The sequence below is a fragment of the Caballeronia sp. M23-90 genome (genome assembly GCF_053574605.1).
In genome coordinates this window covers 35,330-55,733 of record NZ_JBSIPA010000002.1, presented here as the reverse complement: position 1 = coordinate 55,733, position 20,404 = coordinate 35,330, and the positions used below count along the sequence as shown (strand labels likewise).

The window sequence follows — 20,404 nt, the reverse complement described above, 5'->3', positions numbered from 1 at the left end:
GCTTTAGTCCCCTGCCCCGGAGTGCCGTTTCGTCCTCGGCTTCGGGCGCGTCAATTGATGTGATTCGAAGAGCCGTCCCAAGTACAGGGCGGCAGCGCCGTTGAAGCTGCCTGCACTGAGATCCGCTCGATCCCGGTTCACCTTGTAGACGGGATAGTTCGTTTGTTTGAAGATGCCCATTTCTACCACTTGGCGCAGAAAGTCAATACAGTCATGCCGTGCGAGATCGGCGACGAGCAAGAACTAACGCTCCTCTCAAAGAACCCATGGCAAGCTCTAGACGTCGCTCATGTGAATGCCTGCGCAAACGCAGCCTCCCAACCCGCGCGAATTGGCTTCAGCGTCAGGGGACGACCTCCCTGACGGTCGCGAGAAGATCGCTGCGTCGAAGTGCAAAAGCGGCGTCCCGCGGGAGCAGCCCAATCGGAAAACGCCCGCTGGTCGGTGCAGAACAAGAGCCTGCGATGTACTAACTGACCTCGCTGGGCAGGCTCTCAAGCAGAGACAACATAGATCCGCAGCCAATCATTTCTCTGCGCTCAGCCGATTATGGGCTTCGCCACGAATCCGCGGCAGGCTCGGAAACTACTCAGGTTCGCGGATTAGAATGCACGGGCGACTAACGGCCGATTGAGCTCTGTCAGTAAATCACTGAGAGGAGGTACGGTCGGAACCTGTGGACGCGAACGGGTTAAGCAGTAATTTAATTCGAACGAAATGGCTGTGCGAAAAGTCGGAATCTATTCGTGCTTTGGCTTAAGACTGCACCAGTCCAAGCGTCGTTATCAACTTGCCGTGAGGGAGACGGCATGGCGGTAAGTGTGCCGAATGGTCAGAAATCATTCGACGGTGGGCCAGCTCAGTGAATTCGCGCCATGCAACGAACCGGGCTGTGTGTTGTTCGCGATAGGGTGAAGCGCGTTTCACATGCCGCTTCATGTCAATAGTCGCTGGATCGACCCGAAGCATTGGAGGAGTTTTTGTGTGCGTTGCGGGTCGCTCACACTCCGGTGCGCCTGCTCGATCGGGTTATCGCGTTCCCTTCCAGGGCACGGGTGCGTCGCGACGGCTGCCCGACCGGTCTACCGAATACTTGGAATGCGATACCATCGTTTTTTAAAGGTGTCTGGCCCACGCGGCGACCTTCGGCCGCCGCGTCCATGGGGGCGCCTTTTAGTTTGGCTGCATCAGTCTTTTCATCTCTTCCAAGCTTTGCGTGGCCCGCTGCGTGATGATATCCATCGCATCGGTCTGCGACTTGCGTGCCATTTCCGCTAGGCTTTTCGTATCGGCCAGCGCTTTCTGGTAGCCGCCGCGCACTAACTCAGTCTGCTTCGCGAGGTTCGCCCCAACGGACCCGCCAGCGGCCAAGGCTTTAGCAGACTCCTGAATCTCTTGCATGGCCCGGGTCAGGATCTCTGTTTGCCGACGTGCGAGCGCTTGCATCGCCTCATAGGTGGCCTTGTTGGCCTCAACGAGGGCCTCCATATCCTTGCGACGCGACTCGATGATCTGCGCCATGTCGAGGCCCGGGACCTTGAACTGCTGGATCAGCTTGGTTACGTCGGCGAATGGGGTGGTGGTTTCAGTTGCCATGATCGTCTCTCGGTAAGTAAGTTCGTTGCGGGTTTACAGGCAGGAGGCATGCTATGGCCGCCCGGTTTGTTGCGGCGGACGCGAGTGCCGGTCAAAGCGTTCGCATCCGTCACTAGGTGTCGCGGGCCTGGTTCGAAGTAGGCATAACCAGCGCGTCTCCGTCGATCACCACCTTGTTGGCCACGCGGCAGACGGTGGTGAGCGTTACGCGCCGCTTCTCAGCTAACATTTCCTTGACGGTTACAGTGGCGTGGACGGTGTCACCGGGCTTCACCGCCGCTGTGAAACGCAGATTCTGGCTCAGGTAGATCGTCCCCGGGCCGGGCAGCCGACCGGCGATCGCAGCTGAGATCACGCTGGCGGTCAGCATACCGTGAGCAATTCGGCCTTTAAACCGGGTCGTTTGAGCGAACTCCTCATTGATATGCACGGCGTTGTTGTCGCCGGACACGGCGGCGAATAACACGATGTCTGCCTCAGTGATCGTCTTCGCAAATGTGGCGCTCATGCCCGGTTTCAAATCTTCGTAGTCGTAGCCGTTGAGTTCGTTCATCACCTTACACCTATTGGTTCGGCCTGCTTAGAACAGTGATTCTTCCAACGCGAGAACCGAGCTGGCGCCGTTGACGATGGCCTGGCGATAGGCTTGCGCCTCAGGCAACACATGCTCGGCATAAAAGCGCGCGGTGACCACCTTCGCCCGGTGGAAGTCGGCGTCGGCCGTCGAAAGTCTGGTTGTGGCGACCAAGGCAGCGCGCGCCATGAGCCATCCTCCCATCACGGTGCCGCATAACTTGAGGTAAGGCACTGCTCCGGCCGCCGCGGTGGCTGGATTGCGATCGTAGTTCGCGAGAAGCCATTCGGTTGCCTGCTCCAGCGCCAATGTTCCGCCTTGCAGCGATTCACCGATGACTCGGAGCTCTTTGTCCCCCGCGGCGTCGAGAGCAGCCAAGGTGGCGTTCATCTCATCCAGCAGAAGTTTCACCGCGGCTCCTTTATCGCGAGCCACCTTCCGTCCGATGAGATCATTTGCCTGGATTCCTGTCGTACCCTCGTAGATGGTGGTGATGCGTGCATCGCGCATGTGCTGGCAAGCGCCCGTCTCTTCGATGAAGCCAACACCGCCGTGCACCTGAATGCCAGTGGAAGTAATGTCGATGGCATTTTCGGTACACCACCCTTTGACAACGGGCGTCAGCAGATCCGTGATGGTTTGGCGCTTCCTGCGCTCGCCTGGGTCTGGATGCGAGTGCGCCTTGTCCATCTGAGCAGCGGTGAAATAAGCGAGCGCCCGCATGGCTTCGATACGCGCCTTCATGTTCATCAACATGCGCCGTACGTCGGGGTGGCGGATGATCGCGACGGGAGCGCCGCCTTGAGAGCCGATGGGACTGCTCTGCACGCGCTCACGCGCATACCCCAAGGCCTGCTGGTAAGCGCGCTCGGAGATGGCTACGCCTTCGAGTCCGACGTTGAGGCGAGCGTGGTTCATCATGGTGAACATGCACGCGAGGCCACGGTTTGCTTCGCCCACCAGGTAGCCGATCGCGCCTTCGTTTTCGCCGAAGGCCATGACCGCGGTCGGACTGCCATGGATACCCATCTTGTGCTCGATTGAAGCGCAAATGAGATCGTTGCGCTCGCCCAGACTGCCGTCGGCGTTCACCAGGAACTTAGGTACGACGAACAACGAGATCCCCTTCGTGCCTTCCGGTGCGCCTGGCAGGCGTGCGAGGACCATGTGGATGATGTTCTCCGCCATGTCATGCTCGCCCCACGTGATGAAGATCTTGGTGCCTGAGATGCGGTAGTGATCCCCTTCGGGCTGCGCCTTGGAGCGAACCGCGGACAGATCCGAGCCCGCCTGCGACTCAGTGAGGTTCATGGTTCCGGTCCATTCGCCCGACACCATCTTCGGCAAGTACAGTTGCTTGTCCTGTTCACTCCCGTGGTGCGCGATAGCTGCAACTGCACCGAGGGTCAGCATCTGGCACAAGGAAAAAGCCATGTTGGACGCCTTCCACATCTCGAGCACCGCAGTGGACACCAATGAAGGCAAGCCCTGGCCGCCGAAGTCGGGACTTGCCGGCATGGCGTTCCAGCCGCTTTCGATGAACTTGCTGTAGGCGGCCTTGAACCCGTCGGCGGTCGTGACTTCTCCATCCTTGCATTGGCAGCCTTGGCGGTCGCCCTGAGCATTGATAGGGGCAAGCACTTCGGACGCAAATTTCGCCGCCTCGTCGAGGATCGCTTCCACGAGGTCCGGCGTTACTTCGTCATTGCCTGGCAGCGCTGCGATCTCAGCAAGGCCTGCCAGGTCGCTCATCGCGAACAGCATGTCTCGTGTCGGTGCTACGTACGTCGTCATCGTTGTGTCCTTCGGTCCGGGCCTACCCGGTTTCAGTCAATAAGCCGGAAAGTTCCGGCAATGCCTCGAACAAATCGGCCACCAGGCCGTAATCCGCGACCTGGAAGATCGGTGCATCAGCATCTTTGTTGATAGCGACGATTACCTTGGAATCCTTCATGCCGGCCAAATGCTGGATCGCGCCCGATATACCGACGGCGACGTACAGATCAGGGGCCACGATTTTGCCGGTCTGGCCAACCTGATAGTCGTTCGGTACGAAGCCGGCATCCACGGCTGCCCGCGAAGCACCGAGCGCGGCGCCGAGTTTGTCGGCCAAGGGATCGAGCAGCCTGTGGTAGTTCTTCCCATTTCCCAGTCCTCGACCGCCGGAGACGATGGTCCTGGCGTCACCAAGTTCAGGGCGCTCCGACTTCGTGAGGTCGCGCCCTGTCAGTTTTGACAGAGCGAAATCGGCACCCGCTGGCAAAGTTTCGACCACCGCGGACCCGCCTGGGCGAGCCGCGTCGAACCCAGTGCTGCGAACCGTGATTACTTTCACTGCGTCACGGGATTTGACGGTGGCCAGCGCATTGCCCGCGTAAATCGGGCGTATAAAGGTGTCGCTCGACACCACGGCGACTATGTCGGAGATTTGCGCTACATCCAGCAGTGCTGCAACGCGCGGCAGCATGTTCTTTCCGAAGGTGGTCGCCGGCGCCACGATGTGGCTGTATCCGCCAGCATGGACGACAACCAGGGCGGCGACATTCTCGGCGGACTGGTCGGCATAGTGCGGCGCATCCGCAACGCGCACCCTCACGACCCCGTCGATCTCGGCAACCGCCCGCGCTGCCGCATCGCAACCGTGGCCCGCAACCAGCACGTCGATATCGCCGCCGATCTCCTTAGCAGCAGCGATGGTATTCAGCGTCGCACTCTTGATCGACATGTGGTCGTGCTCCGCAATTACGAGAATCGCCATTCAAATCACCTTCGCTTCGTTCTTGAGCTTATCGATAAGCTGCTTTACGTCCGCCACGCGGATGCCGGCAGTGCGCTTGGACGGCTCCGCCACTGCGAGGGTCTCCAGCCGCGGGGTGACGTCCACGCCAAGCGTTTCGGGCGCAATCGTCTCGAGTGGCTTTTTCTTCGCTTTCATGATGTTGGGCAGCGTCACGTAGCGCGGCTCGTTCAGCCGCAAATCGGTGGTGATGACGGCAGGAAGCCGAAGCTCTAACGTTTCCAGTCCGCCATCGACCTCGCGCGTGACGGTGGCCGTGTTGTCTTTGACGAACACCTTGGACGCGAAGGTGGCTTGAGGCCAGCCCATGAGCGCAGCGAGCATCTGGCCGGTCTGGTTGGCATCGTCATCAATGGCTTGCTTGCCGCAAAAGACAATCTGTGGCTGCTCTTTCTCTACCAGCGCCTTAAGGAGTTTGGCGACCGCCAGCGGTTGAAGTTCGACATCGCTTTCAACCAAAATCGCACGGTCAGCGCCAATCGCTAAGGCAGTGCGCAGCGTCTCCTGACACTTGGACGTGCCGCACGACACCGCTACCACGTCTGTCGCAATGCCGGCCTCCTTGAGTCGTACCGCCTCTTCCACCGCAATTTCGTCGAACGGGTTCATCGACATCTTGACGTTGGCCAAGTCGACACCGCGCCCATCCGGGCTGACGCGAACCTTGACGTTGTAGTCAAGCACGCGTTTCACGCTAACCAGTATCTTCATAGTCCGCTCACTGCTTGTGTGCCGAGTTTAGGCTGCTAGAGCGCCTGGGCCTGTTCGCGCAACAGGAACTTCTGAATCTTGCCGGATCCCGTTCTTGTCAGCGGTCCGAAGATGATCTTCTTCGGCACTTTGAAGCGTGCCATGCGTTCGCGACAGAAGTCGATAAGTTCCAGTTCAGTGACTTGTCCGTCATCCCTGAGTTCGACGAAGGCGCATGCGACCTCACCCCATTTCTCGTCGGGCCGCGCCACGACCGCGGCGCCGACTACCGCGGCATGCCGATAAAGTACGTCCTCCACTTCGAGCGACGAAATGTTCTCCCCGCCTGAAATAATGATGTCCTTCGAGCGGTCCTTGATCTTGACGTACCCGTCTGGTCCGACCACCGCCAGGTCACCGCTATGAAACCAGCCGCCAGCAAACTCCTTCTCCGTGGCATGCGGGTTTTTCAAATATCCCTTCATGATCAGATTGCCGCGGAACATGATCTCGCCCATCGTCTCACCGTCCCATGGAACGGGCTCCATGCTTGCCGGATCCATGACCACCATGTCTTCCTGCATTGGCGCTCGCACACCCTGACGTCCGTTTAGTTCGGCGCGTTGCTCCAAAGGAAGTTCGTCCCAACCGTTCTGCTTGGCGCATACGGCAGCGGGGCCATAGGTTTCGGTCAGCCCATAGACATGCGTAATGTCAAAACCGATCCGCTCCATCCCCTCGATGACAGAAGCCGGCGGTGCAGCGCCTGCGATACAGCCCGAAACCCTGTGCTCGATACCGCTGCGGGCCTCTTCCGGCGTGTTGATCAGCATGGTATGCACGATCGGTGCGGCACAGAAATGGGTTACTTTGTACTTCTTGATTGCATGGAATATGGCCTTTGCATCCACGCGACGCAAGCACACGTTGGTGCCGGCATTGGCCGCCATGGTCCAGGGGAAGCACCAGCCGTTGCAATGAAACATCGGCAGTGTCCACAAATACACTGCGTGTTGCGGCATGCCTAACGACAGGATGTTCGACACCGCGTTGAGGTACGCTCCACGATGGTGATAGACCACTCCCTTCGGGTTACCGGTGGTACCAGACGTGTAATTGAGCGCAATTGCATTCCATTCATCTGAGGGCAATGACCACTCGAAGTTCGCATCGCCTTCCAGCAGGAATGCTTCGTAGTCTTTTTCACCAAGAAGCTTTCCGCCTTCATATTCCGGGTCATTGATGTCGATCACCAGCGGTCGCTCTTCAAGCATTGGCAGAGCATGCGCCATAATCCCGGAGTACTCCCGGTCGGCGATGACAACCTTGGCTTCGCCATGCTGCAGCATGAAACCAATAGCCTCTGCATCAAGGCGCAAATTCAGGGTATTCAGCACCGCACCGATCATCGGCACCGCGAAGTGGGCCTCGTACATGGCCGGGACGTTCGGCGCCATCAGCGCCACCGTATCGCCCACCCCGACACCACGTTTTTTGAGCGCGGAGGCAAGGCGCAAGCAACGCTCATAGCATTGCTTCCACGTGAACTGCAAATCCCCGTGAATAACGGCAACATGGTTCGGGTAAACCAAGGCGGCGCGCTCGATGAAACTGATGGGCGACAGGGGAACATAGTTAGCACTGTTCTTTTCGAGCCCGAAGTCGTAAGGGTTAATGCTGGCCACAGCGGTCTCCGTTCGGTATGTAGTTTTTAAAAAACATTCAATAAGTACTTCAGAATAATTAAGCTTGTTTTTTATAAAGATATTTTCGATCTCGGTTCCAGCTTCGCCTTGTGACGCGAAACCGCGCTCGAATGGAATCCGCTCTCTCTTTTCATTCCAGCACCATCCGGAGCCACGGCGTTGATCTACGTCAAGCCTGTGTGAGATCTTCACGTTTGTGGGCGACCGCATAAGAGAGCGCTACGCAGAACGCAAATGAGTCTTATCGCTGGCACGACCTTCCAGCAGCGCTCAGATACAGCGGATAGTGTCGTACGCCATGCGGGTCATCGACTACTAAAGTTTGTCAACACCCAAAGCGGTTGCTCTCGACTTAGCGCGAAAGCCTTCCCATTGACAACAAGCGTCATTGGCTCTCCCACATCCAGCGTCACCTCAAGGCTTGCGGTAGCGTGTTCGATCTTGATTTTCAGGTACCGCCCCCGCCACTGCAATCCAAAACGAAGACTCTGCCAAGCCGCTGGGATGCGGGGATTCAAGGTTAAATGGTCCGCGTGCAACGCTAGCCCCGCAAAGCCGAATACGACCATCGACCAAATTCCACCCAAGGCCGCAATGTGCACGCCGCCGTCAATAGCCGCATGGTTGTCTTCGAGGTCAATGGCCGACGTGCGGCGAAAATAGTCCAGTGCGGCTTCTGTCTCTCCCAGTCTCGCTGCGACGACCCCGTGCATCGCAAGGCTGAGTGAGCTGCCATGAGCGCAGCGTGGCGCGTAGTAGCCGAAGTTTTTTGCGCCTGTGTCCCCGGGAAATTCGTCCGGCAGCAACGCGAGAAGCGCCACCACATCGGCCTGCTTGACGATCTGGGATTGACGCGTCTGTTCTGGGCCAAGTACCACGTCAATGGGCACCGATCGACCGGCATAACGTGAAAGATCCACGTCATCCAACGAGAAAAACCCCGCGAACTGCTCAAAGAGACCCGTTTTCGGATTGAAGCCGGTCATTATTGTTTCGGCGATGGTACGCCATTGCTCCAACTCAGCATCGCTCAAGGCGAGACGGACCGCCAAGCTTCCCCATTGTTCGGGCCAACGTGCGCGCAACCATTCCACCACGTCAAGCGCGCGCCGGATGTTGCATCGTGCCATGACATTGGTGAAGGAGTTATCATCGATTGACTCGTGATATTCATCTGGACCGATGACGCCGCGCACGTGGCAGTGACCATCCGGCTCCGGCCGCGCACGGCTCGACCAGAACCGGGCGGTCTCCATCAAGATTTCAGCGCCGGCATCGCGCATGAAACCATCGTCTCCTGTGGCCTGCCAGTATTGCCAGACGGCGTAAGCAATGTCCGCGCTGATGTGCTGTTCCTGCCGTCCACATTTGACCTCCACCAGCTTGCGGTCAGGCCCGATCACGTGCAAGGGGCACGTCTCTGCGCCGGTATCCGCAGACTCCCATGCGTAGAGCGCCCCACGCCACCCCAGTTCAGCCGCTTTCGCGCGGGCACCATCGAGCGTGTGAAATCGGTACATAAGCAGCGCACGCGCCGCGAGAGGCCATGTCAGGGTAAAGAACGGAAGAAGGTATATCTCAGTATCCCAGAACACGTGTCCGCGATAATCGTCGCCGGTCAACGCCCGTGCCGCAATAGACACATGCTCGTCGTCAGGGTTCGCTGCCCCGTTCAGATGGTAGAGGGCGAACCGCAACGCTCTTTGTGCGGCTGCGTCTCCTTCGATTTCGACATCACTGCAATGCCAGCGCTTGGTCCACGCTGTCTCATGCGCCGCCACGACGTCCGACCACCCAAGTTTGCGGGCAACATCAAGCGCCCCTACGGCATCTTGGCCCGGATGAACCTCTCCTGCAACGCCGCACGTCACGGCCACTGTCCGCGCAAGACAAACGACCTGGCCAGGATGCGACGTCCATCGCCATGACCATTGCAATGGACTGCTTGATGTCGGATCAATATCCACGCCGTCGATGAGCAGCGTTAAAGCTGTCGCCATTGCAAGGCGTTTTCCGGACGAGGTTGTATTCCATACCCCCAAGCCCTGCTCGACCCGCTCTGGCAAGAGACTCGTGTCCGACACCTCAAGGGACGCGTTGAGCGTGATCTCGGCTTCGCCCCGCTCGAGCTCCATCTGAATGAGCTGCAGGCCGATCGCGCGATGGCTGAGAGAGGCAAGGTGCAGGCTCCGTAGCCGGACCCAAACGACGTCCGCATTGGAGAGCCGTGCATCGGTCAGCAACAAGCCCCTGCGTAGATCCAGTATCCGATGCTGGGACGTCCCATCACCCTCCCGGTGCGTCAATGGAACACCGTCGCGCAGAATCCGGACGTGAAGCCAGTTAGGGGCTGCAATCAAACCTGGAATGGCATGTTCTTCGTCTGCTGTATCGAACAGTCCGGCTACCAAGGTACGCGACGCGCCAACCCATCTCCCACCCCGGTGTATGGCGCGTGCTCCGCGCACACCGAGGAAGCCATTACTAATTGCGAAGCGCGACCCGCGGCTACCTTCGCGCAATGGGTCGTATTCGGCTTCCTCTATGATCCATTCGCAATCGTCTGTTGGACTCAACGCGCCGCTGAGGGTAGTAGCGACGGTCATGGCGCGCGTCGGCAGAGCCGCCCTCGCGCAAGTTCATCGATGGAAACTTCGTCGAGGCTGGTCACAACGAGGCTTGCGCCTGCCGCCCAGAGCAGGTCTGCATCATGAAGCCGGGCGACGCCCAGCCCCGTCATCCCCCCGGCACACGCGGCTTCGATACCCGCTGGCGCATCCTCCACCACGAAGCAGTTCCTGGGCGCTGCTGCCAAATCCGCGGCAGCCAGGAGGAATATCTCCGGGTTTGGCTTACCTTGTCGTAAGTCCCGGCCGCAGACATTCGATCCAAAGACATCAAGCAGCGTATGGTGCGTGTCCAGTTGAACGCGCTTCATCATTTCGTTAGCGTTCTTTGACGACGACGCGACAGCCATGGGCCAACCTAACGCCATCACGTCCCGAACGAAACGCAGCGCGTCGGGAAACGCACTCACCGCCCCCGCATGAATCAGTTCCTCCAACCGTCTTTGCTTGCGCTCGGCGTAGACTTCGGCCAGTGGACCGGCGTGGGGCAGACCCAACGCCTGCAACGCAGCGAGAGCGCCGGCGAGCCGCGGTTTGCCTGCAACCTGAGACTGGTACATGGCCGTGGTGAAGCGAGCTTCATCGCCCGAGTTTCCTAGCGCTTCACGCCAGGCGCGCTCGTGAGGCGAGGCAAGGAGGACGCCGTCGACGTCAAAGATCCCCACCGATAATGTTCGAGGCCCTTGTGATACGGAAACCGGCTCTTTGCTATGCGTCATGCTCGGCCCATGCCGAAGACGCAAATACCGACGTTTGAGCTAACAGAATCTGAGGTGCTTTCAGCGCCGACTGCGTCACGACTTGCATATTCAGTTGAATACATATCCAAGCTCCAGAATGTCAGGCTGCGTACTGCGAAAACGGAGACATCCACGTCCACTCAAAGCGCCGGCACGAATTCGCCGCGACAAAAAAAATCTAGTATCCGGCGAAAAGACTGTCAGAAAAAGGTTCGGAAAATACTCAGACTGACTCAACCGGAATCAATAGCACTTGAAAAAACTGGAGTGTTCGCGGAGGCGCACAGTCTGCATCGCCAAAGGGTTTGCCGTTCACACGGCGGGAACGCGCGGCGCTGTAACACCTGGCGCAATCCTTTCGCCGGTCGTATCCTGTGCCCAAAAATACGTGGCAGACCGGCCAATCCTACGGCAATGACCGCCAATGTGGCTGTATATGGCCCCATGTCCGCCGCCATGCCTTCGTCGAGAGGCGCACGATCCAGTCTGGTCTAGGTCGAGGGACATCGCACCAACGAGAGCCCCTCCACAAAAACTGATTAGTGGACGAAGGGCTCGGGCTCCAAAGGCCAGAACGATGAGCGAGCGGCACTAGCGAGGATGGTACGGGGCTGAACCCCGCTCGCTTTAGCAGATGAATGAGGTTCGTAATCTGAAGATGTTCTATGACCCTGCTATAGCTATGCTCGCGCAGCAACTCCAACGCCACTTTCGGAAGCAACTCTTAAAATTGCGATTACTTTGTCAAAATCCACTGGCTTGACGAGGTGATGGTCGAATCCGGCCGCCAACGCAAGCTGCCGATCTGATTCTTGACCGTACCCGGTGATGGCAACCAGCACGGCCTTGTGACTAGTTTCCTGTGCCCTTATGCAGGCCGCTACCTCGTACCCAGTTAACCCCGGCAAGCCAATATCCAATAGCACCACGTCTGCTTTGAACTCGCGAAACGCCTGCAGCGCCGCGTTTCCCTCATGGGCGATGAGGACATCGTGCCCCAAGGTTTCTACAAGCATCGACATGCTTTCAGCGGTGTCGAGGTTGTCATCAACCACCAGGACACGTAACTTGGCGTCGCCCTGTTTGTTCGTCTCCGATCGTGCTAAAAATGGTTGCGATGCGGGAGATGCCACCGCCGGAATACGGACAACAAATTCGCTTCCCTTGCCCTCAACACTTCGAACATCGACGCGTCCTCCGTGCATTTCCACGAGACTTCGCACTAAAGCCAAACCAACCCCCAAGCCGCCTCGCGATCGATCCAGGGATAACTCCGCTTGCGTAAAGAGATCGAAGACGTGTGGCAGAAGCTCTGGGCCGATTCCCACGCCAGTATCGCGGATGCGCACCACGCAATCTTCACCCTCCTGCTCAAGAGTCACCGTCACATGACCACCTTCTTCCGTATATTTGGCGGCGTTAGTCAGCAGGTTCACAAAAACTTGTTCCAGACGAGCGGCGTCGGCGTACACCCAGACGACTTGTGGGGACAACGACACCCGCAACTGGTGTCGCCGCAAGTCCATCAGATGTCGGACGGTCTCCACCGCATTCTCGATAATCATGCTTACCGCGACCACGTCGTTGCGCAAGAGAACTCTGCCGGTTGTGATGCGAGATACCTCCATCAAGTCGTCGACAAGTCGGGTCAATTGGGTCAACTGACGCTCGATTATTCCCCGCGCACGCCCCTGAACGGGGTCCTCGTCACACTGCAGCTTCAGAAGGCGCACTGCATTGGCCATTGGCGCCAAAGGATTGCGAAGCTCATGACTGAGCATCGCTAGAAACTCATCTTTTCTGCTATGCAGTTCGGCCAAGGCATCTGTCTGCTCTTGAAGTTTTCGCTCCATTCTGGATTGGACACTGATGTCGCGAATGTTGCATTGGGCAACGGCATGTTGATTCACCGAGTAAATGTTGCTGATCACCTCTACATCGATGCACTTCCCGTCTTTCGTTTCCAGCGGCAGGTGACGATAGCGAACATAACCGTGATCCTGCAGCTCTCGACCAACGGACTGGCTCGCCGACTTATCTGCAACAAAGCCAATTTCCCAGAGTTCCTTGCCGAGTAGCTCTCCGACAGAGTAGCCAAGCAAATCAAGAAGGAATTGGTTCGCGTCGCTGATTTTCAAGGTTTTCGCGTCGAGCACAATTATTCCGTCCTTGGCGCTTTCAAACAAGCGCTTGTACGAAACCTCGGAAACCAAAGGGCCGGTTTCCGAACGACGGCTACCAATGATATCGTCGAAGGTCAGCATGATCGAGTGCACACCGCAGTCATCCGCTCCCAGACGCAGTACATTTAGCGCGATGATCCTCCTTCCGATCCTGGGAAAGTCCATTTCGACGCAGCAATCTCTCGTGGAACGATGACCGGATTGGACTTCATCCAGCGCATCACGAATAGTCGGTGCATCCCATTGTTGTTTGTTTAGCTCATAAATCCCAAAACCTTCCACATCTACTTTTGAAACAGAGAAGGCCTCGCAGAATGCAGCATTTACCCTTACGACGCGAAGATCGCCATCAAGAGTAAGAAATGGTGTGCGAATAGTATTGACCAGGTCGTTAGCGTCATCCAGAGCAAGCTGCATGCACCGCGCTTGCCCGGCGCTTTCAGTAGCATCTCGAAATATAACCACGGCTCCCGCCGGCTCTCCAGCAGAGGTAAAAATCGGCGCTGCGCTGCCGTCGACCTGTTGTTGACCTTTAGTTTTCCCGATCATAATCGAGGTCAACCTCATCGTAACGACCCTAACTTCCTTCTGCGCCTTTGTTATCGGATTCTCTGAAACTAGATTAGTCCCTTTATTGGCTAAATTGAAGACCTTCTCAACCGCCATCCCAACCGCCTTCGCTTGCGTCCAACCGGTTAGCAACTGAGCCACCGAGTTCATGAAGGTGATATATCCCTGCGCGTCCGTCGTAATTATCCCTTCGCCCATGCTTGCGAGCGCGGCGTGATATTGGTCAAATTCGACGGGCAAAGCTCCGGCCAGACTTTCAGTAGATGCAGTCATACTCCCCTTCTTTGTATCGAGTGCGTAGGAAACGCATTTTTGACATCAAGCCCGGAGCCCAGTATCCATATCTACATATGCTGACCATGGCTTCCATAGGTAATCTGGCCGATGTTGCGCGACTAGCCGCGTGCACTCTGTCCTCGCTCTGCGAGCAGCGTCGTCCACTAAGACAAAGCCTACTTATTTTTTCGGCAAAGTCAGCAAAGCGAAGAGCGAATGGCGCCCCAAGGGGATCATGTGATGCACGAAGTGCGGCGAGTAATAGAAGTGCGGCGCACAATAGATATGTCATGCCAAGTGAAACCTACCACATTACCTTCTTGAAACCAGAGAGGGGCCGCACATCCAAGTTCCGAACAATCCTCACCGGTGACGCTCGGGTTTGCTTGTCCTTGCACTAACCAGCGCCGTTGTCTTAACCAAATCCGAAGTCAAAATGGCATTGCCTGTTAGAGAATCTGCAGACCTCACGAGATTCTCAGCCGAGCGAATACTGGGATCTTTACAACGTCCAACCCAAATGAAAAAACTACCGACGCCAAAAGTACACCCGCGACCACGCCAACCGGTAGCGGCGTCATCGCTATTCCGACGACAGCCAACGTTGAGGCGATTAGCACGTCTGCAAAAGTCGAGGCGACCAACCAGCGGCTCGGCCGAGCCCGCCACAAATGTTGGCGTTGCCGCACGGCGTATACCGTTGCCTGGCCACCGAATACAAGAACAATGAACGTCAGAGTACACAGCGCTCCCGTTCCGAGATTAAGGTTAAATTTCCCGATGCCGAGCACTGCTACGCAGAAGGCAAGCAAGCAAAATCCAAGGATTGAGCCCGCTATGGTCAAATTGCCAATGCGCCAGGCATTAGGGTAAGCAGATGGTTCGACGTTGTCGGTGGTCAACGACATCGACAGGAAATCACCGGTGATCATTACGATGACCATGAGTAGCGGAGTAAGAATGGCGTGCCCGGTCATGACCAATCCGATCGCCAGGAAGAGTACGGTAACGATCTTTTTGATAATCGATGTCAAGGTATAAGTGAGGATGCGCTGGAAAGTAACTCGGCCCTCCTTCACGGCGGCAACGATACCGGCAAGCCCGGGTTGGATTAGTACCATTCCTGCGGCCGATTTTGCTACGTCCGTTGCAGTTGACACCGCAATTCCGATCTGCGCCTGTCGCAAAGCAGGCGCATCGTTGGCGCCGTCTCCGCACATACCGACCGTATGCCCGCCTCTCTGGAACTCTTTGACGAGCTTGTACTTATCCTCAGGCATGACGCCAGCGAATACAGCAAATTTTCCAGGTTCGACGCCACTTGGAATGGCGCCTGCGGGGCAGACCGCGCCGTTGAGTCCGACCGCGCTGGCCACGATCGCTGCGGTCGCCGGCGCGTCCCCTGTTACCATTAGCGACTGGACACCCAAGCCGCGTAGTTCGGCAATGAGTGCTGTCGAGTCTGGTCTTGGTGGATCGCTGAGCGCAATAAGGCCTGCCAGCGTCATGCCTCCCTGCGGCCCCACGGCTACGGCCAACACCCGGAAACCCTGTTTTTCGAGGTCATCGGCAGACGCACTCGCGCTGGTAGACGGCTGCGTGAGGGCGATAACCATGGCGTATGCTCCCTTCACAATACGCACGTGTGCTCCGCTTGCATCGGTCGCGGTCGCTTCTGACATTTTCTTGGCCGGATCGAATGGCAAAAAGTCGATCATGTCTGGCGCATCGGAGACACAATTCTTGGAAGCTTCCGTCCGGATCGCGGCGTCAACCGGATCTTGCCCGCCGTCAGCGCTCGCTAGGGCTGCGAGCGCCAGCACGTGCGGCGAGTCAAAACCGCTCATAGCGCGTACCGTCGTCACCTGCAACGCATTGAGTGTCAACGTTCCTGTTTTGTCGACACATAGGACATCCATTGTCGCCGCTTCGTCAACCGCCGATAGACGCGTAGGTAATACACCGCGTTTCGCAAGCGCCTTCGCACCGAGCGCGCCCGCGAGCGTGAAAGTTGCTGGCAATGCCACCGGGATCGATGCCAGTACTGCAGTCAATACGAGCGGGACAATCTCCGCCAAGGGCAGCCCTAGGAAATATGCGTAGACCATCAATACAGCGATCACAATGCCGTTGAACGCGGCGAGATTGCGCACCACACGCAGAACAGCTTTCTCTTGGGAGCTCGCTACGTGAGCCGTTCTGACTAGCTCAGCCGTGCGGCCAAATTTGGTACGTACCCCAGTCGCGGTGACCTCTGCCACGGCCTCACCCCGCCTTACCAGCGCGCCTGCGAACGTCTCCACGCCAGACCCAGCCTCGATCGGAACGGACTCTCCCGTGAGCATGGACTGATCCAGGAGAACCTCGCCCGAACTCAGACGCATGTCAGCGGCAACCACACCACCGAGTGACAGCTTAGCTATATCGCCAATCACCAGTTCAGTTGCGGGGATGTTGACCCATCTGCCGTCTCGCCGGACCGTTGCAGTAAGCGCCAGCCGTGACTTTAGTGCAGCGAGAGTCGCCTGTGCACGGCTCTCCTGGACAAACCCGAGGGCCGCATTGAACAACAAAAGCGCTCCGATGATAGCCGCTTCGACATACTTACCAAGTGAAATTTCGAGCACAACGGCGGCTTCCAGCATCCACGGGACCGGTGCCCAAAATTTGATAAGCGCCATGCGCGCCGGGTGTACCGATGTATCGGGCACAGCATTCCGACCGGACGTCCCTAGTCGGCGTTGTGCCTCATCAGTAGTCAGTCCGGCAGGTAAGCCTTCTTTCAAAACCGGGAGCGAGTCATTCTTTGGGGCGCTGACTGTCGCGGCGGCGGGGTTAAGCGTCATAAATAATCTCGTCGATAGAGCTTACGTTTGCCGAATCGTTGAACAACAACGACCTTAGGAGTGGTCGGTGTATTTTCAACAATCTGCTCGGGAACCTTGCAGGCAACTGTTGCTGTCCTAAACGCGCATTCATAGGGAACCAACCCTTCTGCGTTCGCGACCCTCTTCGATTTCCCATAGAGTTAATGCACTGCGACCGACGCGTAGTTTTCGTTAATTTGTAATCTTTTCTTTGGAGGCAGCGGCCAGAAGTTCATTGCGACGCTGCCGCGGTACGCCATGGATCGTTGACCAGTAAATTACGGTCTACCGAACTCCGGATTTAGATGGCAAACCTAACTTTCCCGTGTATCGCGACACGTCCCTCAAGACATGTGTCGGATTGACCAAATGACCTCATTCGAGCACCTTCTAGATCTTCAACCACTATGCAACAACGAAATCAAATACGTTTATTGCTATCGAAAACGAGGATTTCTTTTTCGTAGGTCCTTGCGTTTATCCAAATGTGAAATGACCGTCGCCCAACCAATGAATGCCAAATAACCGATCAGCAGCGGGAGCAACATCACATAACTCAATAATATCCAGGAACCGCCTACTTCATTTTGCACGATCACCTCCCGCCTCGCGCGCCGCAGACCTCGACTCTTAAAAGCGAAGGTTGATCCGTGACCACAGTCCGCTAGTCATAACTCGACCGCACTACGATGATAGCTATGATTCATCGGAGCGAGCAGGCTCGGAAACTACTCAGGAGAGGTTCCCGGTGTGCTGCGTCGCGTGTAATGTATTCGGGTAAGAGCGAATGCAACCGGAAGTCTAACTGGTGGGTATAAAGTTGACCAATGATGACTGTCAAGGTAGCGCGCACAGACGGAGCGAAAATTTGATCGGATCAGGACGCTGTTATCCAGCGAATCACAACTTCAAGGTGAATCATATTTATGGTTTTCTGTCGCGCCGGAAGTGAGTTGCATAACCGAACCGGGAGGACGTGGTGGAATGAGGAGCTCAAGCAGATCGACGACCTAAGCAACTCGCACAATTACCATCTGGATACCCGCCCCTCTCTGCCTGGACCATTCTTTCTACGCCTTAAAAGAAGGCCGAGCCTTGCTTAAGGTTGCGATATTGCAAGTGCGTACCGCCGCTCGACGCCGATCGGCTCCCCACGGTGGTGCGGTTGTGCGAAAACATGGCAAGTCGGGAACTGCCCCAGACGCCCAACGTAAAACGGCAGCAGCCCCGAATTCGAGCGTGCCAAACTAAGTAGTTTCCGAGTCTATCCGGACAGCTTTCAACCCCCTATCATCAAAAGCGTCCACTTTGATTGATCACATCGAGGAAAGACGGGCCACGGAATACTGACCGCTGGGGCGACATGTTGAAGTGTAGCGATTCTCTCGTCACATGCATTACCTTTACTCATCCTGGAGACATCATGGCAGTTATTTACGACGACACCGAATTGCAACAAGCAGTCCTTTCCGAGCTTGCGTGGGAACCCAGCGTGATTGCTGCCCACATCGGTGTTACGGCTATTGCTGGCATCGTGACGCTGACAGGGCGCGTAGAAACCTTCGCAGAAAAACATGCGGCCGAAGCTGCTGCATCACGGGTAAAGGGAGTCGAAGCGGTCGTGGAGAATATCGAAGTCCGACTTGCCTTCGATGCAAAACGCAGCGACGGCGATATCGCAGCGGCAGTCGTGAACCGGCTAGAGTGGGATGTCGCTGTTCCGAGAGAAGCGGTCGAGGTGAAGGTGGAAGACGGGTGGATAACACTTAGCGGAGAAGTAGACCGGAACTTCCAGAGAGAAGCCGCTGCTCAGGACGTTAGCCGACTTCATGGCGTAATCGGCGTGACCAACCAGATTACGCTCAAGCCTCCTATTAATGTCTTGCAAGTGCGCGGAGACCTAATGCACGCCTTAAGTCGTTCGTGGTCGGACTCCCGCAACATTACCGTCACGGCAAACGGCGCAACGGTCAGGCTAGCCGGAAGCGTCCGCTCCCCACATGACCGTGACCTCGCGGTCGCGGCCGCTTGGTCCACTCCCGGCGCTACCGCCGTGGAGAACGACCTGATCATCTTGCGTTGACGAAACCGGTATGTGAGCGTAAGTCAGCGAATTATTTTAGACGGATAAATCGCTTTCCTAACGGTAAAAAAGTCACCTGCATTCGTTCGATGCAAGAATAGGAGTCGATCATGCCTTCCTTCCAACTAGAAAATGCTGCCAACGAAACTTCGGTTTCGAGCACGCAACTCCGTGCTCAACTCCCGATTTTTACACATGCTTCTACAAATCGCGTCCACAATCCGACACCGAAATTCTACGTCGCGAAATCCTCCATCCCGCTGGACCTCAGTCGTTTGGATGCGCTGTTATCCACAACACGAAAGGTGAGACGCGGCGAGGTCCTGTACCGTGCTAACGATCAATTCAATAGTATCTATACCGTCCGCGTCGGTTGCTTCAAGACAGTCGTCAATCATCGGGACGGCAGCGAGCAGGTGACCGGATTTCACCTTGCGGGCGAGACACTGGGCCTTGACGGCGTCTTCGCCGAACGGCACAACTGCGATGCAATTGCCCTCGAAGACAGTGAGGCATCCGTCATCCGCTTTGCGCTTCTGGTATCACTGTGCCGCGAAGTCAGCTCCATGCAAAACGATTTAATTCGCCTGATGAGCGGTGAAATTGTGCGAGAGTCCGGTCTCCTTTTGATGCTTGGAACGATGTCTGCCGAACAACGAGTTGCCGCATTCCTTCTTGATATATCCGACCGGATGAAAGCGCAGGGATACTCTCCGAAAGAATTCAACCTTCGCATGACGCGGCAAGAAATGGGCAGCTACTTAGGAGTCGAACTGGAAACCGTGAGCCGAATGTTTTCAAAGTTGCAAAAGCGAGGGCTTGTTCACGTCCAAGGCAAGGGAATACGAATTGTCGACCGTCCCGCTTTGTCACGCATGTAATCCGCTGTGCACCGTATCTTCGACGGTCGCTGCAGCCTTGCTCAAGTTATCGACGACAGCAACAGTCTTAGCTGCACCCTGGCATATGTCGCAACGCTACAATCCCTCGGCCACCCACGCCTTAAGACGAAGAGCCTTGTATCGGCAACTACAATCAAACGCCAGTCAGATTTATCTTTACGGTAGCAACGATGAGTAGTATCCGAGGCTATCGCGCTTGAAGCCGACAGCGCATTGTGTTGCAACGAGGGCTAACAGCATAGGTGGAATAAAGATGAAAACGAATCACAGTGAAAACGCGCGGGAAACTTCGGCTCCGTCGAGTCATGAGCATGCAGCACGGCTTCACATCGACGCGTCCAGGCACTACCTTGCAGGAAAAGACTATTCGCATGCAGCACACCAAGCTCTCGTAGCACATGGTCATGCGTTGCTTGCTCTCGCCCAGGGACAGACAGTGTCCGATCGTTACCGGAAGAGGGCGAGTGGCGAGATGGCGACCGTCAAAGAGCCCATTTCGCATTCTGATCCCGTGTCGCTCGGCTCTTCCGAGATACTCCAAAGCAGCCTGCACGTAGTGGAGCACCATGATGCGGCAGCGGAGTTGCATGAGCATGCCGCCCGATACCTACGCCAGGCTGCTAAACACTACGAAGATGGGGACGTAGCGTTAGCGGCACATGAAGCGCAAGCTGCGCATGCCATCGCGCTTTGCGCGATTGATCACAGCAACGAAGCAGCAAAACATCACGCGATGCGTTGCTGTCTCGTCGAGCCCGTTGCAAACAGCGCAATTGCGGTGGCCGCCTAGGTT

Annotated in this window: 14 protein-coding genes; 3 read left to right on the top strand and 11 right to left on the bottom strand. The window is 56.7% G+C overall.

Annotated features, from left to right (window positions below):
* Positions 1–3 precede the first annotated feature (3 nt).
* The 11 genes from ACRXB1_RS00630 to ACRXB1_RS00580 form a co-directional block, all read right to left on the bottom strand.
* Positions 4–240 carry a hypothetical protein gene (locus ACRXB1_RS00630; RefSeq protein WP_449490721.1) on the bottom strand — a complete coding sequence of 79 codons (237 nt, stop codon included), beginning with the start codon at positions 238–240 and terminating at the stop codon, positions 4–6.
* Positions 241–1,173: 933 nt separating this feature from the next.
* A complete protein-coding gene (locus ACRXB1_RS00625; protein WP_449490720.1) occupies positions 1,174–1,596 on the bottom strand; it encodes a phasin family protein in 423 nt (140 codons plus the stop codon).
* 112 nt (positions 1,597–1,708) lie between these two features.
* Positions 1,709–2,149, bottom strand: a complete 441-nt coding sequence (locus ACRXB1_RS00620; protein ID WP_449490719.1) for a MaoC family dehydratase — start codon at positions 2,147–2,149, stop codon at positions 1,709–1,711.
* Between the two features lie 27 nt (positions 2,150–2,176).
* A complete protein-coding gene (locus tag ACRXB1_RS00615) occupies positions 2,177–3,964 on the bottom strand; it encodes an acyl-CoA dehydrogenase (RefSeq protein ID WP_449490718.1) in 1,788 nt (595 codons plus the stop codon).
* 22 nt (positions 3,965–3,986) lie between these two features.
* Positions 3,987–4,928: an electron transfer flavoprotein subunit alpha/FixB family protein gene (locus tag ACRXB1_RS00610; RefSeq protein WP_449490717.1), complete on the bottom strand. Its 942-nt coding sequence runs from the start codon at positions 4,926–4,928 to the stop codon at positions 3,987–3,989.
* Positions 4,929–5,678 carry an electron transfer flavoprotein subunit beta/FixA family protein gene (locus ACRXB1_RS00605; RefSeq protein WP_449490716.1) on the bottom strand — a complete coding sequence of 250 codons (750 nt, stop codon included), beginning with the start codon at positions 5,676–5,678 and terminating at the stop codon, positions 4,929–4,931.
* Between the two features lie 35 nt (positions 5,679–5,713).
* Complete coding sequence (locus ACRXB1_RS00600; RefSeq protein ID WP_449490715.1) at positions 5,714–7,342, bottom strand: acyl-CoA synthetase; 1,629 nt, start codon at positions 7,340–7,342, stop codon at positions 5,714–5,716.
* A 326-nt stretch (positions 7,343–7,668) separates the two neighbouring features.
* A complete protein-coding gene (locus tag ACRXB1_RS00595) occupies positions 7,669–9,969 on the bottom strand; it encodes a glycoside hydrolase family 65 protein (RefSeq protein ID WP_449490714.1) in 2,301 nt (766 codons plus the stop codon).
* Complete coding sequence (locus ACRXB1_RS00590; protein WP_449490713.1) at positions 9,966–10,709, bottom strand: HAD family hydrolase; 744 nt, start codon at positions 10,707–10,709, stop codon at positions 9,966–9,968. Before ACRXB1_RS00590 ends, ACRXB1_RS00595 begins: the two co-directional genes overlap by 4 nt.
* A gap of 701 nt (positions 10,710–11,410) precedes the next feature.
* Entirely contained in the window at positions 11,411–13,756 is a 2,346-nt protein-coding gene (locus ACRXB1_RS00585; RefSeq protein WP_449490712.1) for an ATP-binding protein, read from the bottom strand.
* Positions 13,757–14,226: 470 nt separating this feature from the next.
* Positions 14,227–16,605, bottom strand: coding sequence for an HAD-IC family P-type ATPase (locus ACRXB1_RS00580; protein ID WP_449490711.1), 2,379 nt, complete (start codon positions 16,603–16,605; stop codon positions 14,227–14,229).
* A 1,444-nt stretch (positions 16,606–18,049) separates the two neighbouring features.
* On the opposite strand from ACRXB1_RS00580, the gene ACRXB1_RS00575 reads away from it, so the two are divergent.
* From ACRXB1_RS00575 to ACRXB1_RS00565, 3 genes are all read left to right on the top strand, one after another.
* On the top strand, positions 18,050–18,709 hold the full coding sequence (locus tag ACRXB1_RS00575) for a BON domain-containing protein (protein WP_218642325.1): 660 nt from the start codon (positions 18,050–18,052) through the stop codon (positions 18,707–18,709).
* A gap of 110 nt (positions 18,710–18,819) precedes the next feature.
* Positions 18,820–19,590 carry a helix-turn-helix domain-containing protein gene (locus ACRXB1_RS00570; protein WP_449490710.1) on the top strand — a complete coding sequence of 257 codons (771 nt, stop codon included), beginning with the start codon at positions 18,820–18,822 and terminating at the stop codon, positions 19,588–19,590.
* 274 nt (positions 19,591–19,864) lie between these two features.
* On the top strand, positions 19,865–20,401 hold the full coding sequence (locus ACRXB1_RS00565) for a hypothetical protein (protein WP_143325519.1): 537 nt from the start codon (positions 19,865–19,867) through the stop codon (positions 20,399–20,401).
* Positions 20,402–20,404: the final 3 nt, after the last annotated feature.